Consider the following 26,253-nt stretch of genomic DNA (forward strand, 5'->3'; position numbering starts at 1 on the left):
CTTCCGAGAGACACACGTGCTCATACGACTTCTCCGAACCCATCTGAGTCCCTACAAGAAACCCATCACCCTGCTGGTGCTGCTGCAGTTCCTGCAGACCTGCGCCACCCTCTACCTGCCCACGCTGAACGCCCACATCATCGACAACGGTGTCGTCAAGGGGGACACGGGCTACATCCTGTCCTTCGGCGGCCTGATGATCGGCATCTCGCTGGCGCAGGTCGTGTGCAACATCGGTGCCGTGTACTACGGCGCCCGGACCGCCTCCGCGCTCGGCCGGGACGTGCGCGGTGCCGTCTTCGACCGGGTGCAGTCGTTCTCCGCGCGTGAGCTTGGCCACTTCGGGGCGCCCTCGCTCATCACCCGAACGACGAACGACGTACAGCAGGTCCAGATGCTGGCCCTGATGACGTTCACCCTGATGGTGTCGGCGCCCATCATGTGCGTCGGCGGCATCGTGCTGGCGCTCGGCCTGGACGTGCCGCTGTCGGGTGTCCTCGTCGCCGTCGTGCCCGTGCTCGGCATCAGCGTGACGCTGATCGTGCGCCGGCTGCGGCCGCTGTTCCGGTCCATGCAGGTCCGGCTGGACACGGTGAACCGGGTGCTGCGCGAGCAGATCACCGGCAACCGGGTGATCCGCGCGTTCGTCCGCGACGAGTACGAGCAGGGCCGGTTCGGCAAGGCCAACGGGGAGCTGACCGACATGCAGCTGGCCACCGGCCGCATGCTGGCGCTGATGTTCCCGATCGTCATGACGGTGGTGAACGTGTCGTCGATCGCCGTGGTCTGGTTCGGCGCGCACCGCATCGACAGCGGGGGCATGCAGATCGGTGACCTGACCGCGTTCCTCGCCTATCTGATGCAGATCGTGATGTCCGTGATGATGGCCACCTTCATGTTCATGATGGTGCCGCGCGCGGAGGTCTGCGCCGAGCGCATCCAGGAGGTCCTGGGGACCGACTCCAGCGTGGTGCCGCCGCTCGCGCCGGTCACCGAGCTGCGCCGGCACGGGCATCTGGAGATCCGGGGCGCGGGCTTCCGCTATCCGGGTGCCGAGGAGCCGGTGCTGATGGGCATCGAGCTGGTGGCCAGGCCGGGTGAGACGACCGCCGTGATCGGCTCGACCGGCAGCGGCAAGTCGACGCTGCTCGGCCTCGTCCCGCGGCTGTTCGACGCCACCGAGGGCGAGGTCCTGGTGGACGGCGTCGACGTGCGGGAGGTCGAGCCGAAGCTGCTGGCCAGGACGGTGGGGCTCGTGCCGCAGAAGCCGTACCTGTTCGCCGGGACGGTCGCGAGCAACCTGCGCTACGGCAACCCGGACGCCACCGACGAGGAGCTGTGGCACGCGCTGGAGGTGGCGCAGGCCAAGGACTTCGTCGGCGAGCTGGACGGCGGCCTGGACGCGACGATCGCGCAGGGGGGCACGAACGTCTCCGGCGGCCAGCGCCAGCGGCTCGCCATCGCCCGCACCCTGGTGCAGCGCCCGGAGATCTACCTCTTCGACGACTCCTTCTCCGCGCTCGACTACGCCACCGACGCGGCGCTGCGGACCGCCCTGTCCCAGGAGACCGCCGAGGCGACCGTCGTCATCGTCGCCCAGCGCGTGGCGACCATCCGGGACGCGGACCGGATCGTCGTGCTGGACGAGGGCCGGGTGGTCGGCACCGGCCGGCACCACGAACTGATGGCGGGCAACGAGACCTACCGGGAGATCGTGCTCTCCCAGCTCACGGAAGCGGAGGCTGCCTGATGGCCGGGCCCATGGGACGCATGATGGCCGGGGGCGGCCCGGACCAGCGCTCGATGGACTTCAAGGGCTCGGGCAAGCGGCTCGTCGCCCGGTTCAGGCCCGAACGGGTCACCATCTACGGCCTGCTGGCGTGCGTGGTCGTCAGCGTGACCCTGAACGTGATCGGCCCGAAGATCCTCGGCCGGGCCACCGACCTGGTGTTCGCCGGCATCATCGGCCGGCGGATGCCGTCCGGGGTCACCAAGGAGCAGGTGCTCGACTCGATGCGCGCGCGGGGCCAGGGCTCCGTCGCGGACATGCTGAAGAGCACCGACTTCACCCCCGGCAAGGGCATCGACTTCGGCGCCGTCGGGAGCGTGCTGCTGCTGGCGCTCGGCACCTTCCTGGCGGCCGGGCTGCTGATGGCGGTCGCCACGCGACTGGTCAACCGGGCCGTGAACCGCACGATGTACCGGCTGCGCGAGTCCGTGCAGGGCAAGCTGTCGCGGCTGCCGCTGTCGTACTTCGACCAGCGCCAGCGCGGCGAGGTGCTCTCCCGGGCCACCAACGACATCGACAACATCGGGCAGACGCTGCAGCAGTCGATGGGGCAGCTGATCAACTCGGTGCTGACCATCGTCGGCGTGCTCGTCATGATGTTCTACGTCTCCTGGATCCTGGCGCTGGTCGCCCTGGTGACGGTGCCGCTGTCGTTCGTCGTCGCCACCCGGGTCGGCAAGCGGTCGCAGCCGCACTTCGTGCAGCAGTGGCGCTCCACCGGCATGCTGAACGCGCACGTCGAGGAGATGTACACCGGGCACACGCTGGTGAAGGTGTTCGGCCGGCAGGAGGAGTCGGCGCGGCAGTTCGCCGAGCAGAACGAGGCGCTGTACCAGGCCGGGTTCAAGGCGCAGTTCAACAGCGGCGTCATGCAGCCGCTGATGATGTTCGTGTCCAACCTCAACTACGTGCTGGTGGCGGTCGTCGGCGGTCTGCGGGTCGCCTCGGGCGCGCTGTCCATCGGTGACGTGCAGGCCTTCATCCAGTACTCGCGGCAGTTCTCGATGCCGCTGACGCAGGTGGCGTCGATGGCGAACCTGGTGCAGTCCGGTGTCGCCTCGGCCGAGCGGATCTTCGAACTCCTGGACGCGGAGGAGCAGGAGGCGGATCCGGTGCCGGGCGAGCGGCCCGCGGAGCTGCGCGGACGGGTGCGGCTGGAGCACGTGTCGTTCCGGTACGACCCCGACAAGCCGCTGATCGAGGACCTGTCGCTGACCGTGGAGCCCGGGCAGACCGTGGCCATCGTCGGCCCGACCGGCGCGGGCAAGACCACGCTGGTCAACCTGCTGATGCGGTTCTACGACGTCTCGGGCGGGCGGATCACGCTCGACGGCGTGGACGTCCGGAGCATGTCCCGGGACGACCTGCGCTCGGGCATCGGCATGGTGCTCCAGGACACCTGGCTGTTCGGCGGCACCATCGCGGACAACATCGCCTACGGCGCCTCGCGCGAGGTGACGCGGGGCGAGATCGAGGAGGCGGCGCGGGCGGCCCACGCGGACCGGTTCGTCCGCACCCTGCCCGACGGCTACGACACCGTGATCGACGACGAGGGGTCGGGGGTCAGCGCCGGCGAGAAGCAGCTCATCACCATCGCGCGGGCGTTCCTGTCCGACCCGGTGATCCTGGTGCTGGACGAGGCGACGAGTTCCGTGGACACCCGGACCGAGGTGCTGATCCAGAAGGCGATGGCCAAACTGGCCTCGGGGCGGACCTCGTTCGTCATCGCGCACCGGCTGTCGACGATCCGGGACGCGGACACCATCCTGGTGATGGAGAACGGGTCCATCGTCGAACAGGGCGCGCACGCCGAGCTGCTGGCGGCGGACGGGGCGTACGCGCGGCTGTACAAGGCGCAGTTCGCGCAGGCGGTGGCCGAGGTCGACTGAGCCCGGTGACGGGCCGCTCACCCGGGTGAGCGGCCCCGTCAGTCGAGGTAGCCCCGCAGCTGGTCGGCGAAGGCGTGGTCCCGGAGCTTGTTCAGCGTCTTGGACTCGATCTGCCGTATCCGCTCCCGGGTCACCCCGAACAGCCGGCCGATCTCCTCCAGGGTGCGGGGGCGGCCGTCCATCAGGCCGTAGCGGAGCTGGACGACCTTCCGCTCGCGCTCGCCGAGGGTGGAGAGCACCGCCTCCAGGTGCTCGCGCAGCAGCAGGAAGGCGGCGGACTCGACGGGGCTGGCGGCGTCGCCGTCCTCGATGAGGTCGCCGAGCGCCACGTCCTCCTCCTCGCCGACCGGGGCGTGCAGGGACACCGGTTCCTGCGCGAGCCGCAGTACCTCGGAGACCCGCTCGGGCGGCAGGTCGAGGTGGGCGGCGACCTCCTCGGGCGTCGGCTCGTAGCCCCGTTCCTGCAGCATCCGCCGCTGCACCCGGACGACCCGGTTGATCAGCTCGACGACGTGCACGGGGACGCGGATGGTGCGGGCCTGGTCGGCGAGCGCCCGGGACATGGCCTGCCGGATCCACCAGGTGGCGTAGGTCGAGAACTTGTAGCCGCGGGCGTAGTCGAACTTCTCGACGGCCCGGATCAGCCCGAGGTTGCCCTCCTGCACCAGGTCGAGCATGGTCAGCCCGCGCCCGACGTACCGTTTGGCCACGGACACCACGAGCCGCAGGTTGGCCTCGATGAGGCGGCGTTTGGCCATCCGGCCCTGGACGACGAGCCGGTCCAGGTCGAGCGCCAGCTCACTGTCGAGGTCGGGGGTGCTGCCCAGTTTCTCCTCGGCGAACAGCCCGGCCTCGACCCGGCGGGCGAGTTCGACCTCCTCGGCGGCGGTGAGCAGCGGGACCCGGCCGATCTCGCGCAGGTACTGGCGGAACAGGTCGGAGGAGGGGCCGCCGGTCTCCGCCCGGACGGCGACCGGCGGAAGGGGCTCGTCGGGCTCCTCCGTCAGCGCCTCGGCGGGCGGCTCGCCCGGTTCGGCGGCCGAGTCCGGGTGGTGGGGGGCGCGGCCCTGCGGCGGGACGGCCGCGCCGGCGGGACTGGTGCTGCTGTCGGTCTGGACGAGGGTCTGGATCTGCACGGGGGCGACCTCCAGGATGATCGCTGCTCCGGAAGAGCGGCAGCGGTACGTCGGGAGCGGAGAGTCGACGGCCTGCGCTCCGGGGGATCGGGCACCGCCCCCAGTGTGGGGTAAGACACATCGCCGCCACGAGGGGCGTGCGGTGACTTTTTGCGTCCGGTCCGTGACCGCCTGGATACCCAGCTCGCCGGATCATCCGGCCGGCATATGCGACCCCACTGAGGTGAGCCGGTGATCGGCACCAGCCTTCCTCAGAGCGCTTCCGCCCCCCGCACCCGGAGCGTCTGGTCGTACTGCTGGAGGATCCACATCTCGTTCTGCACCGCGGCCAGTTGAGCGGGGTCGCCGCCGGTGGAGAGGCGGGTCAGCTGGGACTGGATGTCGCGGATGCGGCGCTCGACCGCGCGGCGGCGGATCTGCACCAGGACCGTGCCGGCGTAGGTCTCGTCCACCGTACGGCGCAGGATCGGCTCGACCGCGAGTTCGGTGACCATCGCGCGGACGGTGTCGTCGGGCGCGGCCTCGCGGACCCGGACCAGGTACTCCTGCGGGTCCGGCACGCCGTACTCGGCGCCGCCCGCCTCCGCGATCGCCTGGCGCACGGCGGCGTAGGGCGGGGCGGTGAACTCGTCCACGCCGTACGCGTCGAAGGCCGGGGAGACCAGCTCGGGACGCTGCAGGGCGAGTTTGAGCAGTTCGCGCTCGGCGGCGTACACCGGGTTGCGCAGGGTGAGCGCCGGGCCGGACGGAGCGGCCGGGCGCGGGCCCGCCTCCCACTGCTGCTGGGGCCCGCGGGACCGCTCCTGCGGGCCGCCGCCGCCCCGCCCGCCGCGGTCGCGCGCCCAGCGGGCCAGCTGGGCGACCCGCCGGACCACGAACTGGGTGTCGAGGATGCCGAGCATCCCGGCCAGCTCCACGGCGACCTCGTGCTGCGCGCCGCTGTTCTTGATGCGGGCGACGATCGGCGCCGCCTCGTCCAGGGCGGCGGCGCGGCCGGCCGGGGTGTCCAGGTCGTAGCGGCTCACGACCTGGCGGAGCGCGAACTCGAACAGCGGGGTGCGGGGCTCGACCAGGTCGGCGACCGCCTCGTCGCCCTTGGCCAGGCGCAGGTCGCACGGGTCCATGCCGTCGGGCGCGATCGCGATGTACGTCTCGGCGGCGAACTTCTGGTCGTCCTCGAAGGCGCGCAGGGCCGCCTTCTGGCCGGCCGCGTCACCGTCGAAGGTGAAGATCACCCGGGCCGAGCCGTTGTCCATCAGCAGCCGGCGCAGGATCTTGATGTGGTCGCCGCCGAAGGCCGTGCCGCAGGTGGCGATGGCCGTGGTGACCCCGGCGAGGTGGCAGGCCATGACGTCGGTGTAGCCCTCGACGACGACGGCCCGGCTGGACTTGGCGATGTGCTGCTTGGCCAGGTCGATGCCGTACAGCACCTGGCTCTTCTTGTAGATCGCCGTCTCGGGCGTGTTCAGGTACTTCGGGCCGTTGTCCGCCTCGTACAGCTTGCGGGCGCCGAAGCCGACGACCTCGCCGCCGATGTCCCGGATGGGCCACATCAGCCGCCCCCGGAACCGGTCGATCGGGCCCCGGCGGCCCTCCTGGGCGAGGCCGGACAGGATCAGCTCCTTGTCGCTGAAGCCCTTGCCGCGCAGGTAGCGGGTGAGGTGGTCCCAGCCCTGCGGGCTGTAGCCCACGCCGAAGTGCACGGCGGCCGCCTGGTCGAAACCGCGCCCGGCGAGGAAGACCCGGCCGGTCTCGGCCTCGGGGCTGGTGGCGAGCTGCTCCGCGTACCACTCGGCGGCGATCTTGTGCGCCTCGACCAGGCGGATGCGCTCGCCTCGCTGGTGGGCGGGGTTGTACCCGCCCTCCTCGTAGCGCAGCGTGATGCCGGCCTGGGCGGCCAGGCGCTCGACCGCCTCCGAGAAGGAGAGGTGGTCGATCTTCATCACGAACGTGAGGGTGTCGCCGCCCTCCTGGCAGCCGAAGCAGTGGAAGAGTCCCTTGCTCGGGCTGACCTGGAAGGACGGCGACTTCTCGTCGTGGAAGGGGCACAGGCCCTTGAGGTTGCCGCCCCCGGCGTTGCGCAGCTGGAGGTACTCCGAGACGACGGCGTCGATCGGGACCGCGTCCCGTACCGCCTTCACGTCCTCGTCGTTGATCCGTCCTGCCACGTGGTGATTCTACGGGGCCGGACCGACAGTCCCGGGGTTCAGGAGGCCAGACCGTCCAGCGGTACGTGCGGGTCGGCGAGGGCGTCGGTGTCGACCCGGGCCCGGGAGCGGATCAGGTGCTGGATCGGCTGCGTGACGTCCCACACGTTCACGTTCATCCCGGCCAGCACCCGGCCCTCCTTCACCCAGAACGCGATGAACTCCCGCTTGCCCGCGTCGCCCCGGATCACCACCTCGTCGTACGACCCGGGCGGCGCCCACCCGCTGTACTCCATCCCCAGGTCGTACTGGTCGGTGAAGAAGTACGGCACGCGGTCGTAGGCGACGTCCTGGCCGAGCATGGCGCGGGCGGCCGCCGGGCCGCCGTTCAGCGCGTTGGCCCAGTGCTCGACGCGCATCCTGGTGCCGAACAGGGGGTGCGGGAAGGCGGCGACGTCACCGGCCGCGTAGATGTCCGGGTCGGACGTGCGCAGCCGTTCGTCCACCACGACACCGCCGCCGTGCGCCCGGTCGGCCAGCTCCAGCCCCGCCGCCTCCGCCAGCGCGGTCCGCGGGGCGGCGCCGATCGCGGCGAGGACGTCGTGCGCCGGGTGCTCCTCGCCGTCGTCGGTGCGGGCCGCGAGGACCATGCCGTCCTGGCCGACGATCTCGGTGAGCCGCACCCCGAACCGGAAGCGGACCCCGTGCGCGCGGTGCAGCTCCGCGAAGACGTTGCCCAGCTCGGGGCCGAGGACGCCGTGCAGCGGGGTCTGCGACGGTTCGATGACGGTGACCTCGGCGCCGTACTCGCGGGCGGCCGCCGCGACCTCCAGGCCGATCCAGCCGGCGCCCGCGATCACGATGTGCCCGTTGTCCCGGCCGAGGGAGGCCAGCACCCCCTTGAGGCGCTCGGCGTGGGCCAGGCGGCGCAGGTGGTGGACGCCGGCCAGGCCGGTGCCGGGGATGTCCAGGCGGCGGGGCTCGGCACCGGTGGCGAGCAGGAGCTTGTCGTAGTGGACGAGGGTGCCGTCGTCACCGAAGTGCACGGTCTTCGCGGCGCGGTCGATCCGGTCCACGGTCTGGCCGAGGTGCAGCTCGACGTCGTTGCGCGCGTACCAGGCCGGTTCGTGCACGAAGACGCTGTCGCGGGACTTCTTGCCGAGCAGGTAGCCCTTGGACAGCGGCGGGCGCTCGTAGGGGTGGTCGCGCTCGTCACAGATCAGTATCACCCGGCCGGTGAACCCCTCCGTGCGAAGCGTCTCGGCCGCCTTGGCGCCGGCGAGACCGCCTCCGACGATGACGAACGTCTGATCCGCGTCGACCACTTGTTGCCTCCTCGTCAGGGTGCCGCCACATGCGAGCGTCCCGCACACCGGGTGGTGCGGGAAGAGGGGGTGACCCGATCAGGCCACCCGGTGTCACGTTCCATTCAGATATGCCCCGTCAGTCTCGCGTGCAGGGAGCGGGCGGAGGCGTCGGTCAGCGAGGCGATCTGGTCGACGATCACCCGCTTGCGCGCGTGGTCGCCGGGCGCCCGTTCGAACAGGTCACGGAACTGCGGGTCGAGCCCTTCGGGCGCCCGGGCGGTGAGCGCCTCGGCCAGCTCGGCGACGACCACCCGCTGGTCGGCGCGCAGCCGCTCCTGCTCGGCCCGCTGCATCACGTAGAGGTCGGCGACCGCCTTGAGCACCGCGCACTCCATGCGGGTCTCGCGGGGTACGACGAGCTCGGCGCCGTAGCGGGTGAGCCGGCCGCCGCCGTACGCCGCGCGCGTGGCGCCCTCGGCGGCCAGGCAGAAGCGGCCGATGAGCTGGCTGGTGGCGTCCTTCAGCCGGGCCTGGGCGACCGCCGTGCCGTCGTAGCCGTGCGGCCACCACTCCTGCGCGAGGAGCCGGTCCAGGGCGGCGGCGAGTTCCGCCGGGTCGGTGCCGGCCGGCACGTACCGGCCGACGGCGACCGCGAACACCGCCCGCCGCTCGGGCCCGGCGTGCAGGCTGCCGGGGTCGACGTGACCGGCGTGCAGGCCGTCCTCGACGTCGTGCACCGAGTAGGCCACGTCGTCGGACCAGTCCATGACCTGCGCCTCGAAGCAGGTGCGGGTGCCCGGGGCGTGCGCGCGGACCCAGTCGAAGACCGGGCGGTCGTCCTCGTACACGCCGAACTTCGGGGACTTCGGGTCGGTGGGGTGGGCGCCGCGCGGCCAGGGGTACTTGGTGGCGGCGTCCAGGGCGGCCCGGGTGAGGTTGAGGCCGACCGAGCCCTCCGGGGTGAAGCGCTTGGGCTCGATGCGGGTGAGGAGCCTGAGGGACTGGGCGTTGCCCTCGAAGCCGCCGCAGTCGTCGGCGAACTCGTTCAGGGCCTGCTCGCCGTTGTGGCCGAACGGGGGGTGGCCGAGGTCGTGGGAGAGGCAGGCCGCCTCCACCAGGTCGGGGTCGCAGCCCAGGGCCGCGCCCAGCTCCCGGCCGACCTGGGCGCACTCCAGGGAGTGGGTCAGGCGGGTGCGGGGGCTGGCGTCCCAGGCGTGGACGGGGGTCCCCCCGCTCGAACGAAGTTGAGAGGGGGGGAGGGTGCCCGGGGTGACCACCTGGGTCTTGCCGGCCAGGCGGCGCAGGGCGGCGGAGTGCAGGATGCGGGCGCGGTCGCGCTGGAAGGCGGTGCGGCCGGGGCGCTTGTCGGGCTCGGGCGCCCAGCGTTCGACCGATGTCGGGTCGTAGGCGGCCGGGGGTGCGGTGCGGGTGCCTGCGGTGCCAGTGGTGCCTTCCATGGGTCGACAGTACGGGGCGCTGGTGACAAATGGGGGGTGCCGGTGCGCCGCGCCCCTCGGTCACGTCGTTTTCAGGCTGACGCCAGGTCCGCCTCCGTCAGGGCATGGGTCTGGTCGTAGCGGTGGAGGACCAGGCGGGCCATCGCCTCGTGGGCGCCCAGGGGGGCCGAGGCGATCCAGGGGGCCTGGCGGGCGCACTCGGTGGCGAAGCGCCCGGGGGCCGTGAAGCAGGAGGCGATCGCCACCCGGTGGCGGCCGCGTGCGGCCAGCGCCCGGACCGCCGTGTCGACCGTCGGGGCGGCCGCCGAGGCGTAGGCCGGGATCACGGGGACGCCGAGGCGGTCGGCGAGGAGGCGGCCCGTACGGCGGGTGTCGGTGGCCGAGTCGGGGTCGCGGGAGCCCGCCGCCGCGAGGACGACCGCGCCCGTGCGGCGCGTGGCGGCGTCCGCGGCCGGGGGCCAGCCTGCCTCCAGCAGACGGGCGTACAGGGTCTCCACCAGGAGCGGGTGCGGGCCGAGCGGGGCGGCCACGCGTGCGCGTACCGGGGCCGCGGCGGCGATGTCGGGGATGTCCTGCTTGACGTGGTAGCCGCGGGTGAGCAGGAGCGGGACGAGGACGACGGGAGCGTCGCCGAGCGCCGCGAGGGTGTCGGGGAGCAGGGGCTCGTTCAGCTCGATGTGGCCCAGGTGGACGGGGAGCGCGGGGCGCAGCTCGCGGACCCGGTCCATGAGGGCCCGCACGGTGACGAGCGCGCGGGGGTCGCGGCTGCCGTGGCCGACCAGGACCAGGGCGGGCGGTGCGGGCCGGCGGCGCCCGGTCGGCGAGACGAGCCGGAGGCGGCCGGTGACCTGGCTGCTGATGCTGTTCATGAGGTGCGCCGTACTGTCGAGGTGGACGGGGGACTCGTCGCGGGGCGGGGTCGACGCCGTCATGGTGGGATCCTGTCGGGTGGACGTTGCGCTGCCGTTGCGCGGCCGTCACAGGTGTTTTCCGCGGTTTCACGTCGTGCGGATGCACGGGGTGAGGGAAACGGGCGCACGGCGGGCTCACGGGCCGGGTGAACCGGATCGGCCGTGCGCGCGTCCTCCATGGTCGGGACCGGTCACCGGGAAATCGATCACTGGGGGGCGCATGAACATCCGTCGACCGCGGCTGCCGCGCACCCGCAGGGGGCAGCGGCGGCTGGTGCAGGCCCTGATGGCCGCGTGCGTGCTGGCGCTGCTGCCGGCCACCTGGCTGTACGTGTCGACGGCGGACCGGCTGCGGACGACGGCGGACGCGCCGCGCACCGAGGTCGCCGTCGTGTTCGGGGCCGGGCTGTGGAACGGGGAGCCGTCGCCGTACCTCGCGCACCGGCTGGACGCGGCGGCGCGGCTGTACCGGGCGGGACGGATCAGGGCCGTGCTGGTCACCGGGGACAACAGCCGCGAGGACTACGACGAGCCGGACGCCATGCGCGCGTACCTGACCCGGCACGGGGTGCCGGCCGGGCGGATCGTCAGCGACTACGCCGGGTTCGACACCTGGGACTCCTGCGTGCGGGCCAAGAGGATCTTCGGCGTGGACCGGGCCCTGCTGATCAGCCAGGGCTTCCACATCCGGCGGGCGGTGGCGCTGTGCGAGGCGGCGGGCGTGGCGTCGTACGGCATCGGGGTCGACGCCAAGCACGACGTGACCTGGTACTACGGCGGCACGCGGGAGGTGTTCGCGGCGGGCAAGGCGGCGCTGGACGCCGTGTTCCGCCCGGATCCGCGGTTCCTCGGGCCGAAGGAGCCCGGGGTGGCGCGGGCCCTCGCCGCCGGGCGGTGACCGGCCCCTCACGGCGCCCGGGCCGGCGCGGGGAGGTCGTCGTCCCGGCCGCGTAACCGGGAGCGGGCACGGGCCGTAACACGCCGGAAGCACGCTGGTCGGCATGGAGACCACCTCGACGCCCACCCACTGCCCGTACTGCGCCCTGCAGTGCGGGATGAACATCACGCCCCTGCCGCGGGGGGGCGTCGAGGTGACCGAACGGCCGGACTTCCCGGTGAACCGGGGCGCGCTGTGCGGCAAGGGGCGTACGGCGGCGCAGGTGCTCTCGCCCGCGCTGCGGCTGACCGCTCCGCTGGTGCGGGAGGGCGACCGGCTGGTGCCCGCCTCCTGGGAGGAGGCGCTGGACCGGATCGCCGGGGCGCTGTCGGCGGTGCGCGCCTGCCACGGCGCGGACGCGGTCGGCGTGTTCGGCGGGGGCGGGCTGACGAACGAGAAGGCGTACGCGCTGGGCAAGTTCGCGCGGGTGGTGCTCGGCACCTCGCAGATCGACTACAACGGGCGGTTCTGCATGTCCTCGGCGGCGGCGGCCGGGACGCGGGCGTTCGGGCTGGACCGGGGGCTGCCGTTCCCGCTGGCGGACATCCCGCGGACGGGCTGCGTGATCCTCGTCGGGTCGAACCTCGCCGAGACCATGCCGCCCTCGCTGCGCTTCTTCAGCGAGCTGCGGGAGAACGGCGGCACGCTGATCGTCGTCGACCCGCGCCGCACGAGGACCGCCGAGCAGGCGGACCTGCACCTGGCGCCCCGCCCCGGCACGGATCTGGCGCTGGCCCTGGGCCTGCTGCACCTGGTGGTCGCCGAGGGCCGCACGGACGAGGAGTTCATCCGGGAGCGGACGGCCGGCTGGGAGGAGGCCCGGGCGGCGGCGATGGCGCACTGGCCCGAGTACGTGGAGCGGATCACGGGCGTGTCCGTCCCCGAACTGCGCGAGGCGGTGCGGATGTTCTGCGCGCCGGAGTCGGCCATGGTCCTCACCGCGCGCGGTCCCGAGCAGCAGTCCAAGGGGACGGACACGGTCGGCGCGTGGATCAACCTGTGCCTGGCGACCGGCCGCGCGGGCCGGCCGCTGTCCGGGTACGGCTGCCTGACCGGGCAGGGCAACGGGCAGGGCGGCCGCGAACACGGCCAGAAGGCCGACCAGTTGCCCGGGTACCGCAAGCTGGACGACCCGGCGGCCCGGCGGCACGTGGCCGAGGTGTGGGGCGTGGACCCGGACGCGCTGCCCGGCCCCGGGCGCAGCGCCTACGAACTGCTCGACGCCCTCGGGACCGACGTGCGGGCGCTGCTGCTGATGGGTTCCAACCCGGTGGTGTCGGCGCCGCGCGCCGCGCACGTCGAACAGCGGCTGCGCTCGCTGGACTTCCTCGCGGTGGCCGACGTGGTCCTCTCGGAGACGGCGGAACTGGCGGACGTCGTCCTGCCGGTCACCCAGTGGGCGGAGGAGACGGGGACGACGACCAGCCTGGAGGGCCGGGTGCTGCTGCGCCGCCGGGCGGTCGCGGCGCCGCCCGGTGTCCGCAGCGACCTGCACGTCCTGCACGAACTGGCGGCCCGCCTGGGCGTGGAGAAGGGCTTCCCCACCGACCCGGAGGAGGTCTTCGGCGAGCTCCGCCGGGCCAGCGCGGGCGGCCCCGCCGACTACTCGGGGATCACCTACCGCCGCCTGGCCGAGGAGAACGGCGTCTTCTGGCCGTGCCCGGAGCCGCCCGCGGCCGACGGCTCCCCGGCGGGTACGGACCGGGGGCCGAGCGCCGACGGCGGTGGCGCGACCGCGAGTGGCACCGCCGTGCACCCGGGCACCCCCCGCCTGTTCCTCGACCGGTTCGCCACCGAGGACGGCCGGGCGCGGTTCGTGGCCGTGGCGCACCGGGCGGCGGCCGAGGAACCGGACGCCGAGTACCCACTGCTGCTGACGACCGGCCGGGTGGTGGCGCAGTACCAGTCTGGCGCGCAGACGCGGCGGGTGGCGGAGCTGAACGCGGCCGCGCCCGGCCCCTTCGTCGAACTGCACCCCCGGCTCGCGGCGCGGCTCGGCGCGGCCGAGGGCGACCCGGTCGCGGTGGTCTCGCGGCGGGGCCGTGCGGTGGCGCCGGCCCGCATCACCGCGGCCATCCGCCCGGACACCGTGTTCATGCCGTTCCACTGGCCGGGCGAGGGCCGCGCCAACACGCTCACCAACCCGGCGCTGGACCCGGTGTCGCGGATGCCGGAGTTCAAGACGTGCGCGGTGCGGGTGGAAGTCCTCTGACCCGGCCCGTACCGGCCGTTGCTCAGCGGCGGGCGAGCCAGTCGCCGCCGTCGAGGGGCGTGCCGCTCGCGCGCAGCCGGTCGGCGACCCGCGGGGCGGCCAGGTACACCCAGGCCCGCACGGCGCTGCCGTCGGCGCGGACGACGTCCCGGACGACGCGTTCGTAGAGGTTGCGGGGGTCGCCCGGCGCGTACTCCTCCAGCCGGTCCAGGTCGGCGAGCAGGTCCTCGTACGCCTCCGGCAGGGCGCCGACCAGCTCCCCGCGCACCTGTCCGCCTGGCGCCTCGACGGCGTACGGGTAGCCGGGCCCGTCGTACAGCACGGCGTCCGGGAGCCGTCCCGGTTCCTCCCGGGCGGTCCGGCCGCGCAGGAAGAGGCCGTGGTTCGGCTCGCCGGGGCGCAGGGTGCCGTAGACGAAGAACGGGAGGTGCGCGGCGGGCGGGGGGTCCGGAGCGATCACGGAAACGATTCTCTACCCCCGCCGGCTCCTCACACATCTCCATGAAGGCGCTATGGACATGACATGGCGGGCCCACTTAAATCTCAGTGACATGTCCGCGCCACCCCCACGCCTAGCAGGCGCCTCCCCGAGGAGACCGATGAGTCGGATACGTCAGCACGTCCGAGGGTCCCGTCGTCTCGCCACCGCCGGCATCGCCGCCACCACCGCGGCCCTGCTCGCCGCGGCCCTCTCCCCCGCCGCGCAGGCCGACAGCCGGCCCACCCGGGCCACCGCCGTCGAGAACGCGGCCTCCGCCCTCCTGGCGCACGCCGCCGGCCTGGGCCTGACCTCCGCCCAGGACACCAGCGTCCGGGACGTGATCGTCGACAGGGACGGCACCCAGCACGTCCGCTACGACCGCACCTACCGCGACCTCCCGGTCCTCGGCGGCGACTTCGTCGTCCACCTGGCCCCGAGCGGCGCCTACCGCAGCGCCGACCGGGCCACCAGGCACCTGATCTCCCTGCCCTCCGTCACCCCGAAGCTGTCCGCGCCCAAGGCCGCCGACCTCGCGGTGAACGCCCTGCGCGCCGCCAACCTCGGCGAGAGGCTGCGGCAGGTCAAGGCCAAGCCGGAGCTGGTCGTCGACGCCCTGCACGGCACGCCCAGGCTCGCCTGGCGCACCAACGCCGCCGGCCAGGACTCGCTCGGCAACCCGGTCGCCCGCACCGTGCTGACCGACGCCCGCACCGGCGCCCAGATCGACGCCTGGGACAGCATCGAGACCGCCACCGGCGACGGCAAGGGGCTGTACAGCGGCACGGTGCCGCTGGAGACGACCCAGTCCGGGTCGTCGTACCAGCTCAAGGACCCGACCCGGGGCAACACCTACACCGGCGACGCGCAGGGCAAGACCGACCTGTGCTTCCTCAACATCTGCTTCAGCCGGGCCCCCGCGACCCTGTTCACGGACGCCGACAACCACTGGGGCACGGGGACCACGGCCGACCGCGCCTCGGCGGCCGTCGACGCCCAGTACGGCACCAACGAGACCTGGGACTACTACAAGAACGTCCACGGCCGCAACGGCATCGCCGGCGACGGCAAGGGCTCGTACAACCGCGTCCACTACGGCAGCAACTACAACAACGCCTTCTGGGACGACAGCTGCTTCTGCATGACGTACGGCGACGGCGACGGCACCACCTTCGGCCCCCTCGTCGCCCTCGACGTCGCCGGGCACGAGATGTCGCACGGCGTCACGTCCAAGACGGCGGCCCTGACCTACTCGGGCGAGTCCGGCGGCCTGAACGAGGCCACCTCCGACATCCTCGGCACGATGGTCGAGTGGTACGCGAACAACTCCTCCGACCCCGGTGACTACCTCATCGGCGAGCAGATCGTGAAGCCCGGCTTCGGCAAGGCCGCCCTGCGCTTCATGGACAAGCCCTCGAAGGACGGCAACTCCGCGGACTACTGGAGCAGTTCGGTCGGCAACCTCGACGTCCACTACTCCTCGGGCGTCGCCAACCACTTCGCCTACCTCCTCGCGGAGGGCAGCGGCGCCAAGACCATCAACGGCGTCAGCTACGACTCGCCGACGTACAACGGCTCGACCGTCACCGGCATCGGCCGCGACAAGCTCGGCAAGATCTGGTACCGGGCGCTGACGGTCTACATGACGTCGTCCACGAACTACGCGGGCGCCCGCACGGCCACCCTGAACGCCGCCAAGGACCTGTACGGCTCCGGCAGCACGGAGTACAACGCGGTGGCGGCGGCCTGGAGCGCGGTGAACGTGAACTGACGCCGCGCCGCGACGCGGTGGACGGCCGCCCCGGGGATTCGGCACCGGGGCGGCCGTTCTGCCGTTGCCAAGGCACGCATGAGCTGTCTCCAGACTCCGGGGATCGAAGTCCGTGTCGAGAGCCCGTCCAGCGAATGGAGAGCAACAGCCCGGCAGATGTCCGAAGTTTCGCCACCGCCGCCAGAACCCAGGCCGCCCGCGTGGCGCGCCGCCCTTCACAGTGACCGGCTACGGTGACGCCGCCCCCGGCCCCTTCCCGACAGGAGACACACGCTGTCCGATGGCATTGCCTGGGTCGCCGGAGAAGGCGAGTCGCTGCCTGCGTCCGCTGGACGCCCTGGCCTTCGCTCCGGACGCCGAGAAGGTCGCCGTCTCCTGGCGTGAGGTGGGCCGCGCGGATCTGACACCCGGCCTGCTCACCAGGCGGCTGGAGCGGTATCTCCAGACCCTTTTCGACCGCTGCACCTGACGTCGCCTACCGGAAACCGAGGTCCGGATCGGTGCCGGCCAGCTCACCGCCGGCTGCCCACAGGCAAGCGGCGACGGCCCGGTCGGCCATGTGGGAGGGGACGGGCTCACAACGCGGTCTGCCACGCAGGCCGAAGACCCTCGGCCCCCACAACTGCCCTCCCCGCACCTCCGGATCGAGGACGGCACGGACGACGGGCCATGCTCCGGCGTCCTTGCCCTGCACCAGGAGCGCGGCGGGCAGGGCGCGCAGCCGCTCGCCAGAGGTCGTCACGCTGACCTGCGGGCGGGACGGGGTCAGGGAGTCCAACGCACCGCCGGGGTGGGCCACCACGCTGAGCACCGTGCTGCCGACGGCGCGCAGGCGGCGGTCGAGTTCGAAGCCGAAGCACATCTGCGCCAGCTTCGACCGGCCGTAGGTGCGCTTGGGCCGGTAGTCCCGGGTCGACTGCAGATCGCCGAGGTCCAGTCGCTCGGACCGCGCCGCGAAGCTGCCCACCGTCACGACGCGGCCCGCCGGCGCCGCGGACAGCAAGGGGGCCAGCCACTGGGTGAGCGCGAAGTGGCCGAGGTGGTTGGTGCCGAACATCAGCTCGTGGCCGTCCGCGGTCTCCCGACGCGGCGGGTCGTCCAGCGCGACCCCCGCGTTGTGGACCACCGCGTCGAGACGGTCGAGGCCCAGCCCGTCTGCGGCGGTCTTCAGGGACGACAGGTCGGCGAGGTCCAGCGGCAGGTGGCGTACCCGCGCGCCGGGGACGCGCGAGCGGATCGAGGCGATGGCGGCGTCGGCCTTGGCGCGGTCCCGGCTGCCGAGTACGACGACGGCGCCGGTGGCGGCGAGCTGCTCCGCGGCGAAGTAGCCGATCCCGGCGTTGCCCCCGGTGACCAGGAAGCAGCTGCCCTCGGCGGACGGCAGCCGGCGCACGTCCCACGGTCGGCTCTGGGATGCGGAAGACACGATGACAGGCTCCTTGCGCTCGGGGGCACTGTGCTCCTGGGGAGCACCGACCCGCCCAAGGTCGCAACCTCCACCCACATACCGCCGACAGATCACGCCCACCGCCGACAGATGCCCGACACCTGTGCCGGAGCAGGCTCCGCGTCAGTACGGTGCGAGGACGCAGAACTCGTGGCCCTCGGGGTCGGTCAGGCAGGTCCACGGCACGTCGCCCTGGCCGAGGTCGAGGTCGGTGGCGCCGAGCGCCCGCAGCCGGGCCACCTCCGCCGCCTTGTCGTCGCCGGGGTACGGCAGCAGGTCGAGATGGACGCGGTCGGGCACCGTCTTCACGTCGGGCGTGCGGAGGAACTCGAGATACGGACCGACGCCCTTGGCGTTGCGCATCACCGCGTGATCGCCGGTCACCTCGTGCACGGTCCAGTCCGTCGCCTCGCCCCAGAACCGGGCCATGGCGCGCGGATCCGCGCAGTCGACCACCACCGCGGCGATCGGCCCCGTGTCCCGGTAGACCTCCCGGGGCTCCAGCACGCAGAACTCGTTGCCCTCCGGGTCCGCGAGGACCGTCCACGGCACGTCGCCCTGGCCCACGTCGGCGGGCGCCGCGCCGAGGGCCTCGAGGCGCGCGACCAGCTCCACCTGATGGGCCGCGGAGGTGGTGGCGAGATCGAGGTGCACACGGTTCTTCGTCGCCGCCCCGGGTTCCGGCACGGGAACGACGTCGATGCCGAGGGCGACCGGGTCCGGCCAGACGAGGCCGCCGGCGGGGCCGACGTAGGTCGTCACGCCGGGGCTGTAGGCACTCCAGCCGAGCGCCTGAGCCCAGAACCGGCCGACCGCCGAGGGGTCCAGAGCCTTCACGTTCACCATCACGGGTCGCAGTGCCATGCCAGTGATCCTCCCTCTCAACGCCGCCTGTGCGCACCCAGGTTGAGCAGCACCTCGCCGAGCTGGTCGGCGGTGAGGGCCGGCGCGGGCAGCGGAGGCGTGGCCGGGCCGGCGCGCAGGCCGTCGAGGAGCAGGGTGAGCGGGCGGAGCCAGGCGTCCGGGGCCGCCGTGGTGAGCGCGGGGACGGCCCGGCCCAGTGCCGCCAGGGTGAAGAGCAGGTCCTCGGTGGTGAGGTCCGGGCGGACGGTGCCCTGCTCCCGGCCGCGCCGGAGCAACACGTCGATGGTCTCCCGGTTGTGGGCGTGGATCGACTCGAGGGAGGTGACGCCTTCCAGGCTCGTGGTCATGAGGTCGTTGGTGCCGCGGTCCGCGGCCAGGCCCGCGAACACCGTCCGCAGGTACTGCGTCAGTCCCGTCCACGCGTCCTCGGCGGTCCGCGCGCGCTCGCCCGCCGCCGTGGTCTCGGTGAGCGCGTCCCGGAAGACCTCGTCGACGAGCGCGGCCCGGCTCGGGAAGTGGCGGTAGAGGGTGGCGTTGCCCACGCCCGCCCGCCGGGCGATCTCGTCGAGCGGTGCGTCCAGGCCCTGTTCGGCGAAGACCTCGCGGGCCGTGTCCGCCAGCAGCCTCCGGTTGCGCAGCGCGTCGCGGCGCCCCGCCGGCGCACGGTCGCCCATCGCGTCTCCCTCTTCCCGAGCCGTACCGGGGAGTGCTCCCCGGTACGGATGCTATCGTCGAACGCACAAGCGGGGACCACTCCCCGTTTCGTGACGCGAGGGGGAAGCATGCCCGGCACCGCACTCGTGCTCGGCGGCGGCGGACCGGTGGGCGGGGCCTGGCTGGCCGGGGTGCTGGCCGGACTCACCGAGGCCGGGATCGACCTCGGCAGCGCCGACGTCGTGATCGGCACCTCCGCCGGTGCCGTCTTCGGATCCCGGCTCCGGTCCGGCGTCCCGGCCGCGGAGCTCTACGAGCGCCAGCTCTCGGGAGCGGACGCGGTCCGCCTCCCGGTGACGGCGCGCCAGACGGCCCGCTTCCTCTGGGCGGCACTCGGCTCCCGCGACCCCCAGCGGTCCGTCGAGCGCCTGGCGCGGGCGGCGCTGCACACGCGGACCGGTCCGGAGTCGGAGGTCTTCGACACGGTCGGCGCGCTCCTGGGCGACGTACGCGGCTGGCCCGAGCGGGAGTTGCGGATCGCCGCGGTCGACGCGCGGAGCGGACGGACGGAGGTGTTCGACGCGCGCTCCGGAGCGACGCTGCTCGAAGCGGTCGCGGCGAGCTGCGCCGTGCCGGTCGTATGGCCGCCGGTCACCGTGGCGGGCCGGCGCTGGATGGACGGCGGCAGTCGTTCGACCGCCAACCTCCAGCTCGCACGGGGGTACAGCCGGGTGCTGGCGGTCGTGCCGGTCCCCCGGGCGGTCGGGCCGCATCCGAGCGCCTCCCGGCAGGCCGCCGAACTGTCCGGCGCCGGGGCGCGCGTCGCCCTGCTGGCCCCGGACCGCGCGGCGCGCCGTGCGATGGGCCGCAACCTGGCGGACGACACACGCCGCCCGGCCGCCGCCCGCGCGGGCCGCGCCCAGGCCCGGGCACTGGCCCCTTCGGTGGCCGAGGTCTGGCAGGGCTGAGGAACCCCCGCACCGCTCCGGCCCGCGGCGCGCGCCGCCGTCACCCGTTCATCGCCGCCCGTCGCTCCATTCGTGTTCTTTTCATACCGGTTATCTCCCGCGCCTCGTCCCACTCTCGTGACCTGCGGCGATCCGGCCCCCGCTAGGCCGTGCGGGGGCCGCGTCCGCCACCCGTTCGGCACGTCGCCGGCGAACCCTCGGCAAGCGGACCGGGCCGAGTGCCACTTACCTCTGAAGGGCACGAGTCGGACAAGCCCTGGGGAGCACCATGCGACGCATCGCCCGTCCGCTGACCGGTACCGCGCTCGCCGTGGCCGCGGCGGGAATCGCCACGGCGCCGGCGTTCGGCGCGGGCTCCGACAGCCTGCAGGTGTACCCGTCCACCACGGTGCCGGGCAGCCAGGTCACGGTGAACACCGCGGCGTGCGGCACGGAGGGCGGCGCCCTCGGTGACGCGGGCGCGATCGGCGCCGGGACCTTCCCGCTGGCGCCCACCACGCACAAGGGCGAGGCGATCGGCCAGTTCCGGGTGCCGTCGAGCGCCCAGCCGGGCACGTACGAGATCGTCGCCCACTGCGCCGAGGGCACCAAGCAGATCACCGGCGACCTGGTGGTGGCACTGGGCGCGGCGCACGGGCAGGTGCAGCCGCGCGGAAGCGTGAAGACGGGGGTCGGCGGCGCGCTCGGCACCGACCCCGTACAGACCACGGCGGGTGTGGCCGCTCTGGCCGTCGCCGCCGCGGGCGGTACCTGGCTCCTGCATCGCCGGGCGAGAGGCGACGGGATCTGACGGACACCCTCCGCTGTCCGTCCGCCGGTACCGCAAGTCCCGCCCCCTCCGGGTCCGATGCCCCTCGCGGCCCGGAGGGGGACGGGGGCCCGTCCCGCCAGGGGCGCGGCCCCCTGGTCCGCTCCCGGGAGAGGGGTTCGCATGCGCAGGATCGGCAGGATCGGCGACACCGCGATAGCCGCCGTCACCGTCGTCGCCCTCGCCTCGGGGGTGTGGCTGCTCGGCGCCGGCACCGGGACGCACGCCCCGCCGCAGCCGCCCGCCGCCGAGGGCCGCCCCGACCCGGGCGAGGAGCGGCTCGCGGCGCCCCCGCTGGAGCCGTCCCCGCCCACCCGCATCCGGATCCCCGCGATCCGCGTGAACGCCCCGCTGATGGGCCTCGCGCTCACCCCCGCCGGCAGCCTGGACGTGCCGCCCGCGGACAGGAAGAACCTCGCCGGCTGGTACCGGGCCGGCACCGTGCCCGGCGAGACGGGCACCGCGGTCGTCGCCGGCCACGTCGACAACGCCGAGGGCCCCGCCGTCTTCTACGACCTGGGCGCGCTGAAGCGGGGCGCCGTCATCGAGGTGGACCGCAAGGACGGCAGCGTGGCGGTGTTCACCGTGGACGCGGTCGAGGTCTACTCGACCCGAGACTTCCCCGACGAGAAGGTGTACGGCGCCGCCGCCCGCCCGGAGCTGCGCGTCATCACCTGCGGCGGCGGCTACTCCAGGGCCACCGGCTACCTGGGCAACGTCGTGGTCTTCGCCCACCTGACCGGCAGCCGCGCCCCCACCCGCTGACCACCTCACAGCGCCCCCGCGCGCCCGCCCGGGACCCTCACACCCCCCGGCCGCCGCCGCTGAGGGCAGCGTTCCCCGTGGGAAACAGCGGTGATGCGACCGGGTAACGTCGCCGCCGCACGCTCGGTGCATGACCTCGAATACGCGTGTGGTGGTGATCGGCGCCGGCCTCGCGGGCGTACGCCTCGCCCGGCGGCTCGGTGAGCTGGGCACGCCCGCGCTGCTCGTCGGCGAGGAGGAGCACCGGCCGTACAACCGGGTGCTGCTCGCCGAGGTGCTGGCCGGCCGGTACGCCCCGGAGGTGATCGCCCTGCCCGCCCCGGCCGGCCTGGTGCGCACCCGGGTCACCGGCATCGACCGCGCGGCGCGGCGGCTGCGGTGCGCCGACGGCTCGCTGATCGCCTACGGCACGCTGGTGCTGGCCACCGGCTCCAACCCGGTCCTGCCGCCGCTGCGCGGCCTGTTCACCCCCGACCGCCGGCTGCCCGAGGGCGTGCACGCGTTCCGCACCATGGACGACTGCCTGGGCCTGTCGAAGGCGGTGCGCCCGGGCGCGCGGGCCGTCGTCGTCGGCGGCGGACTGCTCGGGGTCTCCGCGGCCCGCGCGCTCGCCGCGCGCGGCGCCCAGGTCGTCCTCGCCCAGCAGGCCGAGCGGCTCATGGAGCGCCAGCTCGACCCGAACGCCTCCCGGCTGGTGCTGCGGCACCTGCGGGACCTCGGGGTCGAGGTGCACACCGAGTGCCGGGTGCGGGACGTGCGCTGCGTGGGCGGCGCGGTCCGCTCCGTGGAGCTGGCCGACGGCTACGCCCTCGACGCCGACCTGGTGGTGCTCTCCTGCGGGGTGCACCCGCGCACGGGCCTGGCGGAGCAGGCGGGCCTCGCCGTCCGCAAGGGCGTCGTCGTCGACGACGAGCTGCGCACCTCCGACCCGCACATCCACGCCATCGGCGACTGCGCCCAGCACGACGGCACCGTCTACGGCCTGGCCGCCCCGGCCCTCGAACAGGCCGAGGCGCTCGCCGCGCTGCTCGCCGGCGACCCCGCCGCCCGCTACAGCGGGACCCGCTCCCTGACGAGGCTCACGCTCACCGGCCCCGACTCGCCGTTCGACCTCGCCGCGTTCGGCGAGACCGAGCCGCTCCCCGGCGACGACGTCGTGCAGCTCGCCGACGCCACCCGGGGCACCTACCGCAAGGTCGTCGTCCGCGACGACCGCCTGGTCGGCGGGGTCCTCGTCGGCGAACTCGGCACCGTCGGCGCGCTCGCCCGCGCCTGGGAGGGAGCAGAGCCGCTCCCCGGCGAGGGCCCGCTGCTGCACCTGCTCACCAACGATGGAGGCTCCTGATGACCGCCAACCCGGTGGCCACCCCCACGATCGTGCTCGTCGGCCACGGCATGGTCGGCCAGCGCTTCCTCGAGGCGCTCGCCGAGCGCGGCCTCACCGCCACGCACCGCGTGGTCGTGCTGTGCGAGGAGCCGCGTCCGGCGTACGACCGCGTGCAGCTCACCTCGTACTTCTCGGGCCGCACGCCCGAGGAACTGTCGCTGACCGACCGGGAGTTCATCGCGGACCACGGCATCGAGCTGCACGTCGGCGACCCGGCGGTGGCGGTCGACCGCGAGGCCCGCCGGGTGACCGCCCGCTCCGGGCTCGTCGTCGGCTACGACACCCTCGTGCTGGCCACCGGCTCCTACCCCTTCGTGCCGCCGGTGCCGAACAAGGACGCCGAGGGCTGCTTCGTCTACCGCACGATCGAGGACCTGCTCGCGATCGAGGCGTACGCGAAGTCCAGGGCCACCACGGGCGCCGTGGTCGGCGGCGGCCTGCTCGGCCTGGAGGCGGCGGGCGCCCTGAAGGGCCTCGGACTGACGTCCCACATCGTGGAGTTCGCGCCGCGCCTGATGCCGGTGCAGGTCGACGACGGCGGCGGCGCGGCGCTGCTGCGCACCATCGAGGACATGGGCCTGAGCGTCCACACCGGCGTCGGCACGCAGGAGATCGTGGTCGGCGAGGACGGCGCGGTCACCGGCATGAGGCTGTCCGACGGCTCCGAACTGGCCACCGACCTGGTGGTGTTCTCCGCCGGCGTCCGCCCCCGCGACCAGCTGGCCCGCGACTGCGGCCTCGCGGTCGGCGAGCGCGGCGGCGTCAGCGTCGACGAGCGGTGCCGTACGGTCACCGACCCGCGCGTGTTCGCGATCGGCGAGTGCGCGCTGGCCGCCGACGGCCGGGTCTACGGCCTGGTGGCCCCCGGTTACGAGCAGGCCGAGACGGCCGCGGCGACCCTCGCCGAGGACGAGGCGTCCTTCACCGGCGCCGACCTGTCCACCAAGCTGAAACTGCTCGGCGTGGACGTGGCCTCCTTCGGCGACGCGCACGGCACCGCCGAGGACTGCCTGGACGTCGTCTACTCCGACTCCCGCGCGGGCCTGTACAAGAAGCTGGTCATCGGCCGGGACGGCACGCTGCTCGGCGGCATCCTGGTCGGTGACGCGGAGGCGTACGGCACGCTGCGCGCGCTCACCGGGTCGGTGCCGCCCGTCTCCCCCGAGTCGCTCGTGCTGCCCGCCGGAGCCGGCGCGGGGGCGCAGCTCGGCCCGTCCGCGCTGCCGGACGACGCGGTCGTCTGCTCCTGCCACAACGTCAGCAAGGGCACGATCCGCGGCGCGGTCACCGAGCACAGGTGCACCACGGTGCCCGAGGTGAAGAAGTGCACCAAGGCCGGCACCGGCTGCGGCAGTTGCGTGAAGGTGCTCGGCCAGCTGGTCACCACCGAGCTGGAGGCGTCCGGCGTCGAGGTCGACAAGGGGCTGTGCGGCTGCTTCGCGCAGACCCGCGAGGAGCTGTACGAGATCGTCCGCGCGCTGCGCATCGCCTCGTACCGGGAGCTGCTGGACCGCTACGGCCGGGAGGACGCCCGGGGCGGCGAGGGCTGCGAGACCTGCAAGCCGGCCGTGGCCTCGGTCATCGCCTCGCTGGCCCCGGCCATCGGCGCGAGCGGCTACGTGCTGGACGGCGAGCAGGCCGCGCTGCAGGACACCAACGACCACTTCCTGGCCAACCTGCAGAAGAACGGCTCGTACTCGGTGGTGCCGCGCATCCCCGGCGGCGAGATCGCGCCCGAGAAGCTGATCGTGATCGGCGAGATCGCCCGGGACTTCGGGCTCTACACGAAGATCACCGGCGGGCAGCGGATCGACATGTTCGGCGCCCGGGTGGAGCAGCTCCCCCTGATCTGGGCCCGGCTGGTGGACGCCGGCTTCGAGTCCGGGCACGCCTACGGCAAGTCGCTGCGGACGGTGAAGTCCTGCGTGGGCTCCACCTGGTGCCGGTACGGGGTGCAGGACTCGGTGCGCATGGCGATCGACCTGGAGCTGCGCTACCGGGGCCTGCGTTCCCCTCACAAGCTGAAGTCGGCCGTGTCCGGGTGCGCCCGCGAGTGCGCGGAGGCCCAGTCGAAGGACTTCGGCGTGATCGCCACCTCCAGCGGCTGGAACCTGTACGTCGGCGGCAACGGCGGCGCCACCCCGCGCCACGCGGACCTGCTCGCGCAGGACCTGTCGGACGCCGAACTGGTCCGCCTGATCGACCGGTTCCTGATGTTCTACATCCGCACCGCCGACCGCCTGGAGCGCACCTCGACCTGGCTGGAGCGGATCCCGGGCGGCCTGGACCACGTACGCGACGTGGTGGTGCACGACTCGCTCGGCATCTGCGACGAACTGGAGCGGCTGATGGCCGCCCATGTCGCCCACTACCGCGACGAGTGGGCGGACACGATCAACGACCCCGAGAAGCTGGCCCGGTTCGTGTCCTTCGTGAACGCCCCGGACACCCCGGACCCGGTCGTCGCCTTCGTACCCGAGCGCGACCAGATCAAGCCCGACCTGCCGCTGCTGTCCCTCGGCATCCGGCCCGCCGACACCGTCCTGGAAGGAAGCGCCCAGCGATGACCCTGGCACCCGAGACCACCGACCTGAAGGTCCAGCTGCGGCTGGCGGACAGCTGGTACACGGTCTGCGACCTGCACCGGCTGGAGCCCGGCCGCGGCGTGGCCGCCCTGCTGCCGGACGGCCGCCAGGTGGCGCTGTTCCGGGACCGGGCGGACCGGCTGTACGGCATCGACAACCGCGACCCGTTCGTCGGCGCCGCCGTCCTGTCCCGCGGCCTGACCGGCACCCACCAGGGGCGCACCTTCGTGGCGTCCCCGCTGCTCAAGCAGCGCTTCGACCTGGAGACCGGGCAGTGCCTGGACGACGAGTCGGTGCGGGTGGCGACGTACGGGGTACGGGCGCGGTAGGTCAGGCCCCGGCCGGGTCCGGTACGGACAGCTCCCGCCGCTGGCGGGGGGTGAGCCCGCCCCACACCCCGTCCGTCTCGCCGTTGCGCAGCGCCCATCCGCGGCATTCGCGCAGGACGGGGCAGCGGTGGCAGACCTGTCTGGCCCGTTCGATCTGGAGGAGGGACGAGCCGTCGTCGCTGACGGGAAAGAACAGTTCAGGATCTTCGGAGCGGCAAGCGGCCCTCTCATGCCAATTCACGGTGGCGTCCCCTGCGTGATGAGCCCGGCATGGCGCCGTCCAAAATAGGAAAAACTCACCCTTTTGTCCAGATGTCGACTTGTCGATGAATCGTCGACGGGCCGGTACGGGTCGGACCCGCACACACGGAGAGGCGGCACCCCCGCACAGGGTTGCCGCCTCTCCTTCTCG

20 protein-coding genes and 2 pseudogenes are annotated in these 26,253 nt (G+C 73.4%); 12 read left to right on the forward strand and 10 right to left on the reverse strand.

From position 1 onward, the window contains the following. Window positions 1–16: 16 nt before the first annotated feature. Together AQJ66_RS17910 and AQJ66_RS17915 are read left to right on the forward strand one after the other, a co-directional pair. On the forward strand, window positions 17–1,750 hold the full coding sequence (locus AQJ66_RS17910; protein WP_061922685.1) for an ABC transporter ATP-binding protein: 1,734 nt from the start codon (window positions 17–19) through the stop codon (window positions 1,748–1,750). After that, window positions 1,750–3,678 (forward strand): ABC transporter ATP-binding protein, encoded by a 1,929-nt coding sequence (locus tag AQJ66_RS17915; RefSeq protein WP_061922688.1) that lies wholly within the window; start codon window positions 1,750–1,752, stop codon window positions 3,676–3,678. The genes AQJ66_RS17910 and AQJ66_RS17915 overlap by 1 nt, the downstream gene beginning before the upstream one ends. Before the next feature lie 38 nt (window positions 3,679–3,716). Here the strand turns inward: AQJ66_RS17915 and AQJ66_RS17920 are convergent. From AQJ66_RS17920 to AQJ66_RS17940, 5 genes and pseudogenes are all read right to left on the reverse strand, one after another. Continuing rightward, window positions 3,717–4,935, reverse strand: a pseudogene (locus tag AQJ66_RS17920) (RNA polymerase sigma factor). A gap of 130 nt (window positions 4,936–5,065) precedes the next feature. After that, window positions 5,066–6,982: a DNA primase gene (dnaG, locus tag AQJ66_RS17925; protein ID WP_061922694.1), complete on the reverse strand. Its 1,917-nt coding sequence runs from the start codon at window positions 6,980–6,982 to the stop codon at window positions 5,066–5,068. Between the two features lie 38 nt (window positions 6,983–7,020). Continuing rightward, window positions 7,021–8,286, reverse strand: a complete 1,266-nt coding sequence (locus tag AQJ66_RS17930; RefSeq protein WP_061922698.1) for an NAD(P)/FAD-dependent oxidoreductase — start codon at window positions 8,284–8,286, stop codon at window positions 7,021–7,023. Window positions 8,287–8,390: 104 nt separating this feature from the next. After that, entirely contained in the window at window positions 8,391–9,725 is a 1,335-nt protein-coding gene (locus AQJ66_RS17935; RefSeq protein ID WP_061922701.1) for a deoxyguanosinetriphosphate triphosphohydrolase, read from the reverse strand. 71 nt (window positions 9,726–9,796) lie between these two features. Next, the gene (locus AQJ66_RS17940; RefSeq protein WP_061922704.1) at window positions 9,797–10,657 is read right to left on the reverse strand and encodes a sirohydrochlorin chelatase; all 861 of its coding nucleotides are present in this window, start codon (window positions 10,655–10,657) and stop codon (window positions 9,797–9,799) included. 199 nt (window positions 10,658–10,856) lie between these two features. Here AQJ66_RS17940 and AQJ66_RS17945 point away from each other — a divergent pair, with 199 nt between their 5' ends. Both AQJ66_RS17945 and AQJ66_RS17950 read left to right on the forward strand, forming a co-directional pair. Then, the gene (locus tag AQJ66_RS17945) at window positions 10,857–11,534 is read left to right on the forward strand and encodes a SanA/YdcF family protein (protein WP_061922706.1); all 678 of its coding nucleotides are present in this window, start codon (window positions 10,857–10,859) and stop codon (window positions 11,532–11,534) included. 103 nt (window positions 11,535–11,637) lie between these two features. Beyond that, window positions 11,638–13,785: a molybdopterin oxidoreductase family protein gene (locus AQJ66_RS17950; protein WP_061922708.1), complete on the forward strand. Its 2,148-nt coding sequence runs from the start codon at window positions 11,638–11,640 to the stop codon at window positions 13,783–13,785. A gap of 22 nt (window positions 13,786–13,807) precedes the next feature. Here AQJ66_RS17950 and AQJ66_RS17955 read toward each other — a convergent pair whose 3' ends face one another. After that, complete coding sequence (locus AQJ66_RS17955; RefSeq protein WP_061922711.1) at window positions 13,808–14,245, reverse strand: gamma-glutamylcyclotransferase family protein; 438 nt, start codon at window positions 14,243–14,245, stop codon at window positions 13,808–13,810. 139 nt (window positions 14,246–14,384) lie between these two features. Between AQJ66_RS17955 and AQJ66_RS17960 the strand changes: the two genes are divergently transcribed. Continuing rightward, the gene (locus AQJ66_RS17960) at window positions 14,385–16,034 is read left to right on the forward strand and encodes a M4 family metallopeptidase (RefSeq protein WP_061922714.1); all 1,650 of its coding nucleotides are present in this window, start codon (window positions 14,385–14,387) and stop codon (window positions 16,032–16,034) included. Window positions 16,035–16,356: 322 nt separating this feature from the next. Next, window positions 16,357–16,503, forward strand: a pseudogene (locus AQJ66_RS17965) (aminoglycoside phosphotransferase family protein); the annotation flags it as partial. A 6-nt stretch (window positions 16,504–16,509) separates the two neighbouring features. Here the strand turns inward: AQJ66_RS17965 and AQJ66_RS17970 are convergent. The 3 genes from AQJ66_RS17970 to AQJ66_RS17980 all read right to left on the reverse strand — a co-directional run bounded on the left by AQJ66_RS17970 (window position 16,510) and on the right by AQJ66_RS17980 (window position 19,019). Beyond that, window positions 16,510–17,460: an SDR family NAD(P)-dependent oxidoreductase gene (locus AQJ66_RS17970; protein ID WP_061922719.1), complete on the reverse strand. Its 951-nt coding sequence runs from the start codon at window positions 17,458–17,460 to the stop codon at window positions 16,510–16,512. Between the two features lie 144 nt (window positions 17,461–17,604). Then, complete coding sequence (locus AQJ66_RS17975; protein ID WP_061922722.1) at window positions 17,605–18,345, reverse strand: VOC family protein; 741 nt, start codon at window positions 18,343–18,345, stop codon at window positions 17,605–17,607. Between the two features lie 17 nt (window positions 18,346–18,362). Continuing rightward, entirely contained in the window at window positions 18,363–19,019 is a 657-nt protein-coding gene (locus AQJ66_RS17980) for a TetR/AcrR family transcriptional regulator (protein WP_061922725.1), read from the reverse strand. Between the two features lie 108 nt (window positions 19,020–19,127). Between AQJ66_RS17980 and AQJ66_RS17985 the strand changes: the two genes are divergently transcribed. From AQJ66_RS17985 to nirD, 6 genes are all read left to right on the forward strand, one after another. Next, the gene (locus AQJ66_RS17985; RefSeq protein ID WP_061922728.1) at window positions 19,128–19,967 is read left to right on the forward strand and encodes a patatin-like phospholipase family protein; all 840 of its coding nucleotides are present in this window, start codon (window positions 19,128–19,130) and stop codon (window positions 19,965–19,967) included. Window positions 19,968–20,235: 268 nt separating this feature from the next. Beyond that, window positions 20,236–20,757 carry a hypothetical protein gene (locus AQJ66_RS17990; RefSeq protein ID WP_061922730.1) on the forward strand — a complete coding sequence of 174 codons (522 nt, stop codon included), beginning with the start codon at window positions 20,236–20,238 and terminating at the stop codon, window positions 20,755–20,757. A gap of 141 nt (window positions 20,758–20,898) precedes the next feature. After that, complete coding sequence (locus tag AQJ66_RS17995; protein WP_061922733.1) at window positions 20,899–21,540, forward strand: class F sortase; 642 nt, start codon at window positions 20,899–20,901, stop codon at window positions 21,538–21,540. A gap of 130 nt (window positions 21,541–21,670) precedes the next feature. Further along, the gene (locus tag AQJ66_RS18000; RefSeq protein ID WP_061922736.1) at window positions 21,671–22,885 is read left to right on the forward strand and encodes an NAD(P)/FAD-dependent oxidoreductase; all 1,215 of its coding nucleotides are present in this window, start codon (window positions 21,671–21,673) and stop codon (window positions 22,883–22,885) included. Then, the gene (gene nirB / locus AQJ66_RS18005; protein WP_061922739.1) at window positions 22,885–25,494 is read left to right on the forward strand and encodes a nitrite reductase large subunit NirB; all 2,610 of its coding nucleotides are present in this window, start codon (window positions 22,885–22,887) and stop codon (window positions 25,492–25,494) included. Before AQJ66_RS18000 ends, nirB begins: the two co-directional genes overlap by 1 nt. Beyond that, window positions 25,491–25,841, forward strand: a complete 351-nt coding sequence (gene nirD, locus AQJ66_RS18010; RefSeq protein ID WP_061922742.1) for a nitrite reductase small subunit NirD — start codon at window positions 25,491–25,493, stop codon at window positions 25,839–25,841. The genes nirB and nirD overlap by 4 nt, the downstream gene beginning before the upstream one ends. Before the next feature lies 1 nt (window position 25,842). Here the strand turns inward: nirD and AQJ66_RS18015 are convergent, their stop codons facing one another. Then, the gene (locus tag AQJ66_RS18015) at window positions 25,843–26,082 is read right to left on the reverse strand and encodes a WhiB family transcriptional regulator (RefSeq protein ID WP_061922745.1); all 240 of its coding nucleotides are present in this window, start codon (window positions 26,080–26,082) and stop codon (window positions 25,843–25,845) included. Window positions 26,083–26,253: the final 171 nt, after the last annotated feature.

Origin of the sequence: Streptomyces bungoensis (assembly GCF_001514215.1) — a bacterium.
In the GTDB taxonomy this organism is placed as follows: domain Bacteria; phylum Actinomycetota; class Actinomycetes; order Streptomycetales; family Streptomycetaceae; genus Streptomyces; species Streptomyces bungoensis.

Excerpts from the sequence above, each read along its gene's own strand:
- AQJ66_RS17940 (WP_061922704.1), bottom strand. The coding sequence starts at position 10,657 with ATGACGGCGTCGACCCCGCCCCGCGACGAGTCCCCCGTCCACCTCGAC.
- AQJ66_RS17950 (WP_061922708.1), top strand. The coding sequence starts at position 11,638 with ATGGAGACCACCTCGACGCCCACCCACTGCCCGTACTGCGCCCTGCAG.
- AQJ66_RS17935 (WP_061922701.1), bottom strand. The coding sequence starts at position 9,725 with ATGGAAGGCACCACTGGCACCGCAGGCACCCGCACCGCACCCCCGGCC.
- AQJ66_RS17975 (WP_061922722.1), bottom strand. The coding sequence starts at position 18,345 with ATGGCACTGCGACCCGTGATGGTGAACGTGAAGGCTCTGGACCCCTCG.
- AQJ66_RS17960 (WP_061922714.1), top strand. The coding sequence starts at position 14,385 with ATGAGTCGGATACGTCAGCACGTCCGAGGGTCCCGTCGTCTCGCCACC.
- AQJ66_RS17980 (WP_061922725.1), bottom strand. The coding sequence starts at position 19,019 with ATGGGCGACCGTGCGCCGGCGGGGCGCCGCGACGCGCTGCGCAACCGG.
- AQJ66_RS17985 (WP_061922728.1), top strand. The coding sequence starts at position 19,128 with ATGCCCGGCACCGCACTCGTGCTCGGCGGCGGCGGACCGGTGGGCGGG.
- AQJ66_RS17995 (WP_061922733.1), top strand. The coding sequence starts at position 20,899 with ATGCGCAGGATCGGCAGGATCGGCGACACCGCGATAGCCGCCGTCACC.
- nirB (WP_061922739.1), top strand. The coding sequence starts at position 22,885 with ATGACCGCCAACCCGGTGGCCACCCCCACGATCGTGCTCGTCGGCCAC.
- AQJ66_RS18000 (WP_061922736.1), top strand. The coding sequence starts at position 21,671 with ATGACCTCGAATACGCGTGTGGTGGTGATCGGCGCCGGCCTCGCGGGC.
- AQJ66_RS17915 (WP_061922688.1), top strand. The coding sequence starts at position 1,750 with ATGGCCGGGCCCATGGGACGCATGATGGCCGGGGGCGGCCCGGACCAG.
- nirD (WP_061922742.1), top strand. The coding sequence starts at position 25,491 with ATGACCCTGGCACCCGAGACCACCGACCTGAAGGTCCAGCTGCGGCTG.
- AQJ66_RS17945 (WP_061922706.1), top strand. The coding sequence starts at position 10,857 with ATGAACATCCGTCGACCGCGGCTGCCGCGCACCCGCAGGGGGCAGCGG.
- AQJ66_RS17990 (WP_061922730.1), top strand. The coding sequence starts at position 20,236 with ATGCGACGCATCGCCCGTCCGCTGACCGGTACCGCGCTCGCCGTGGCC.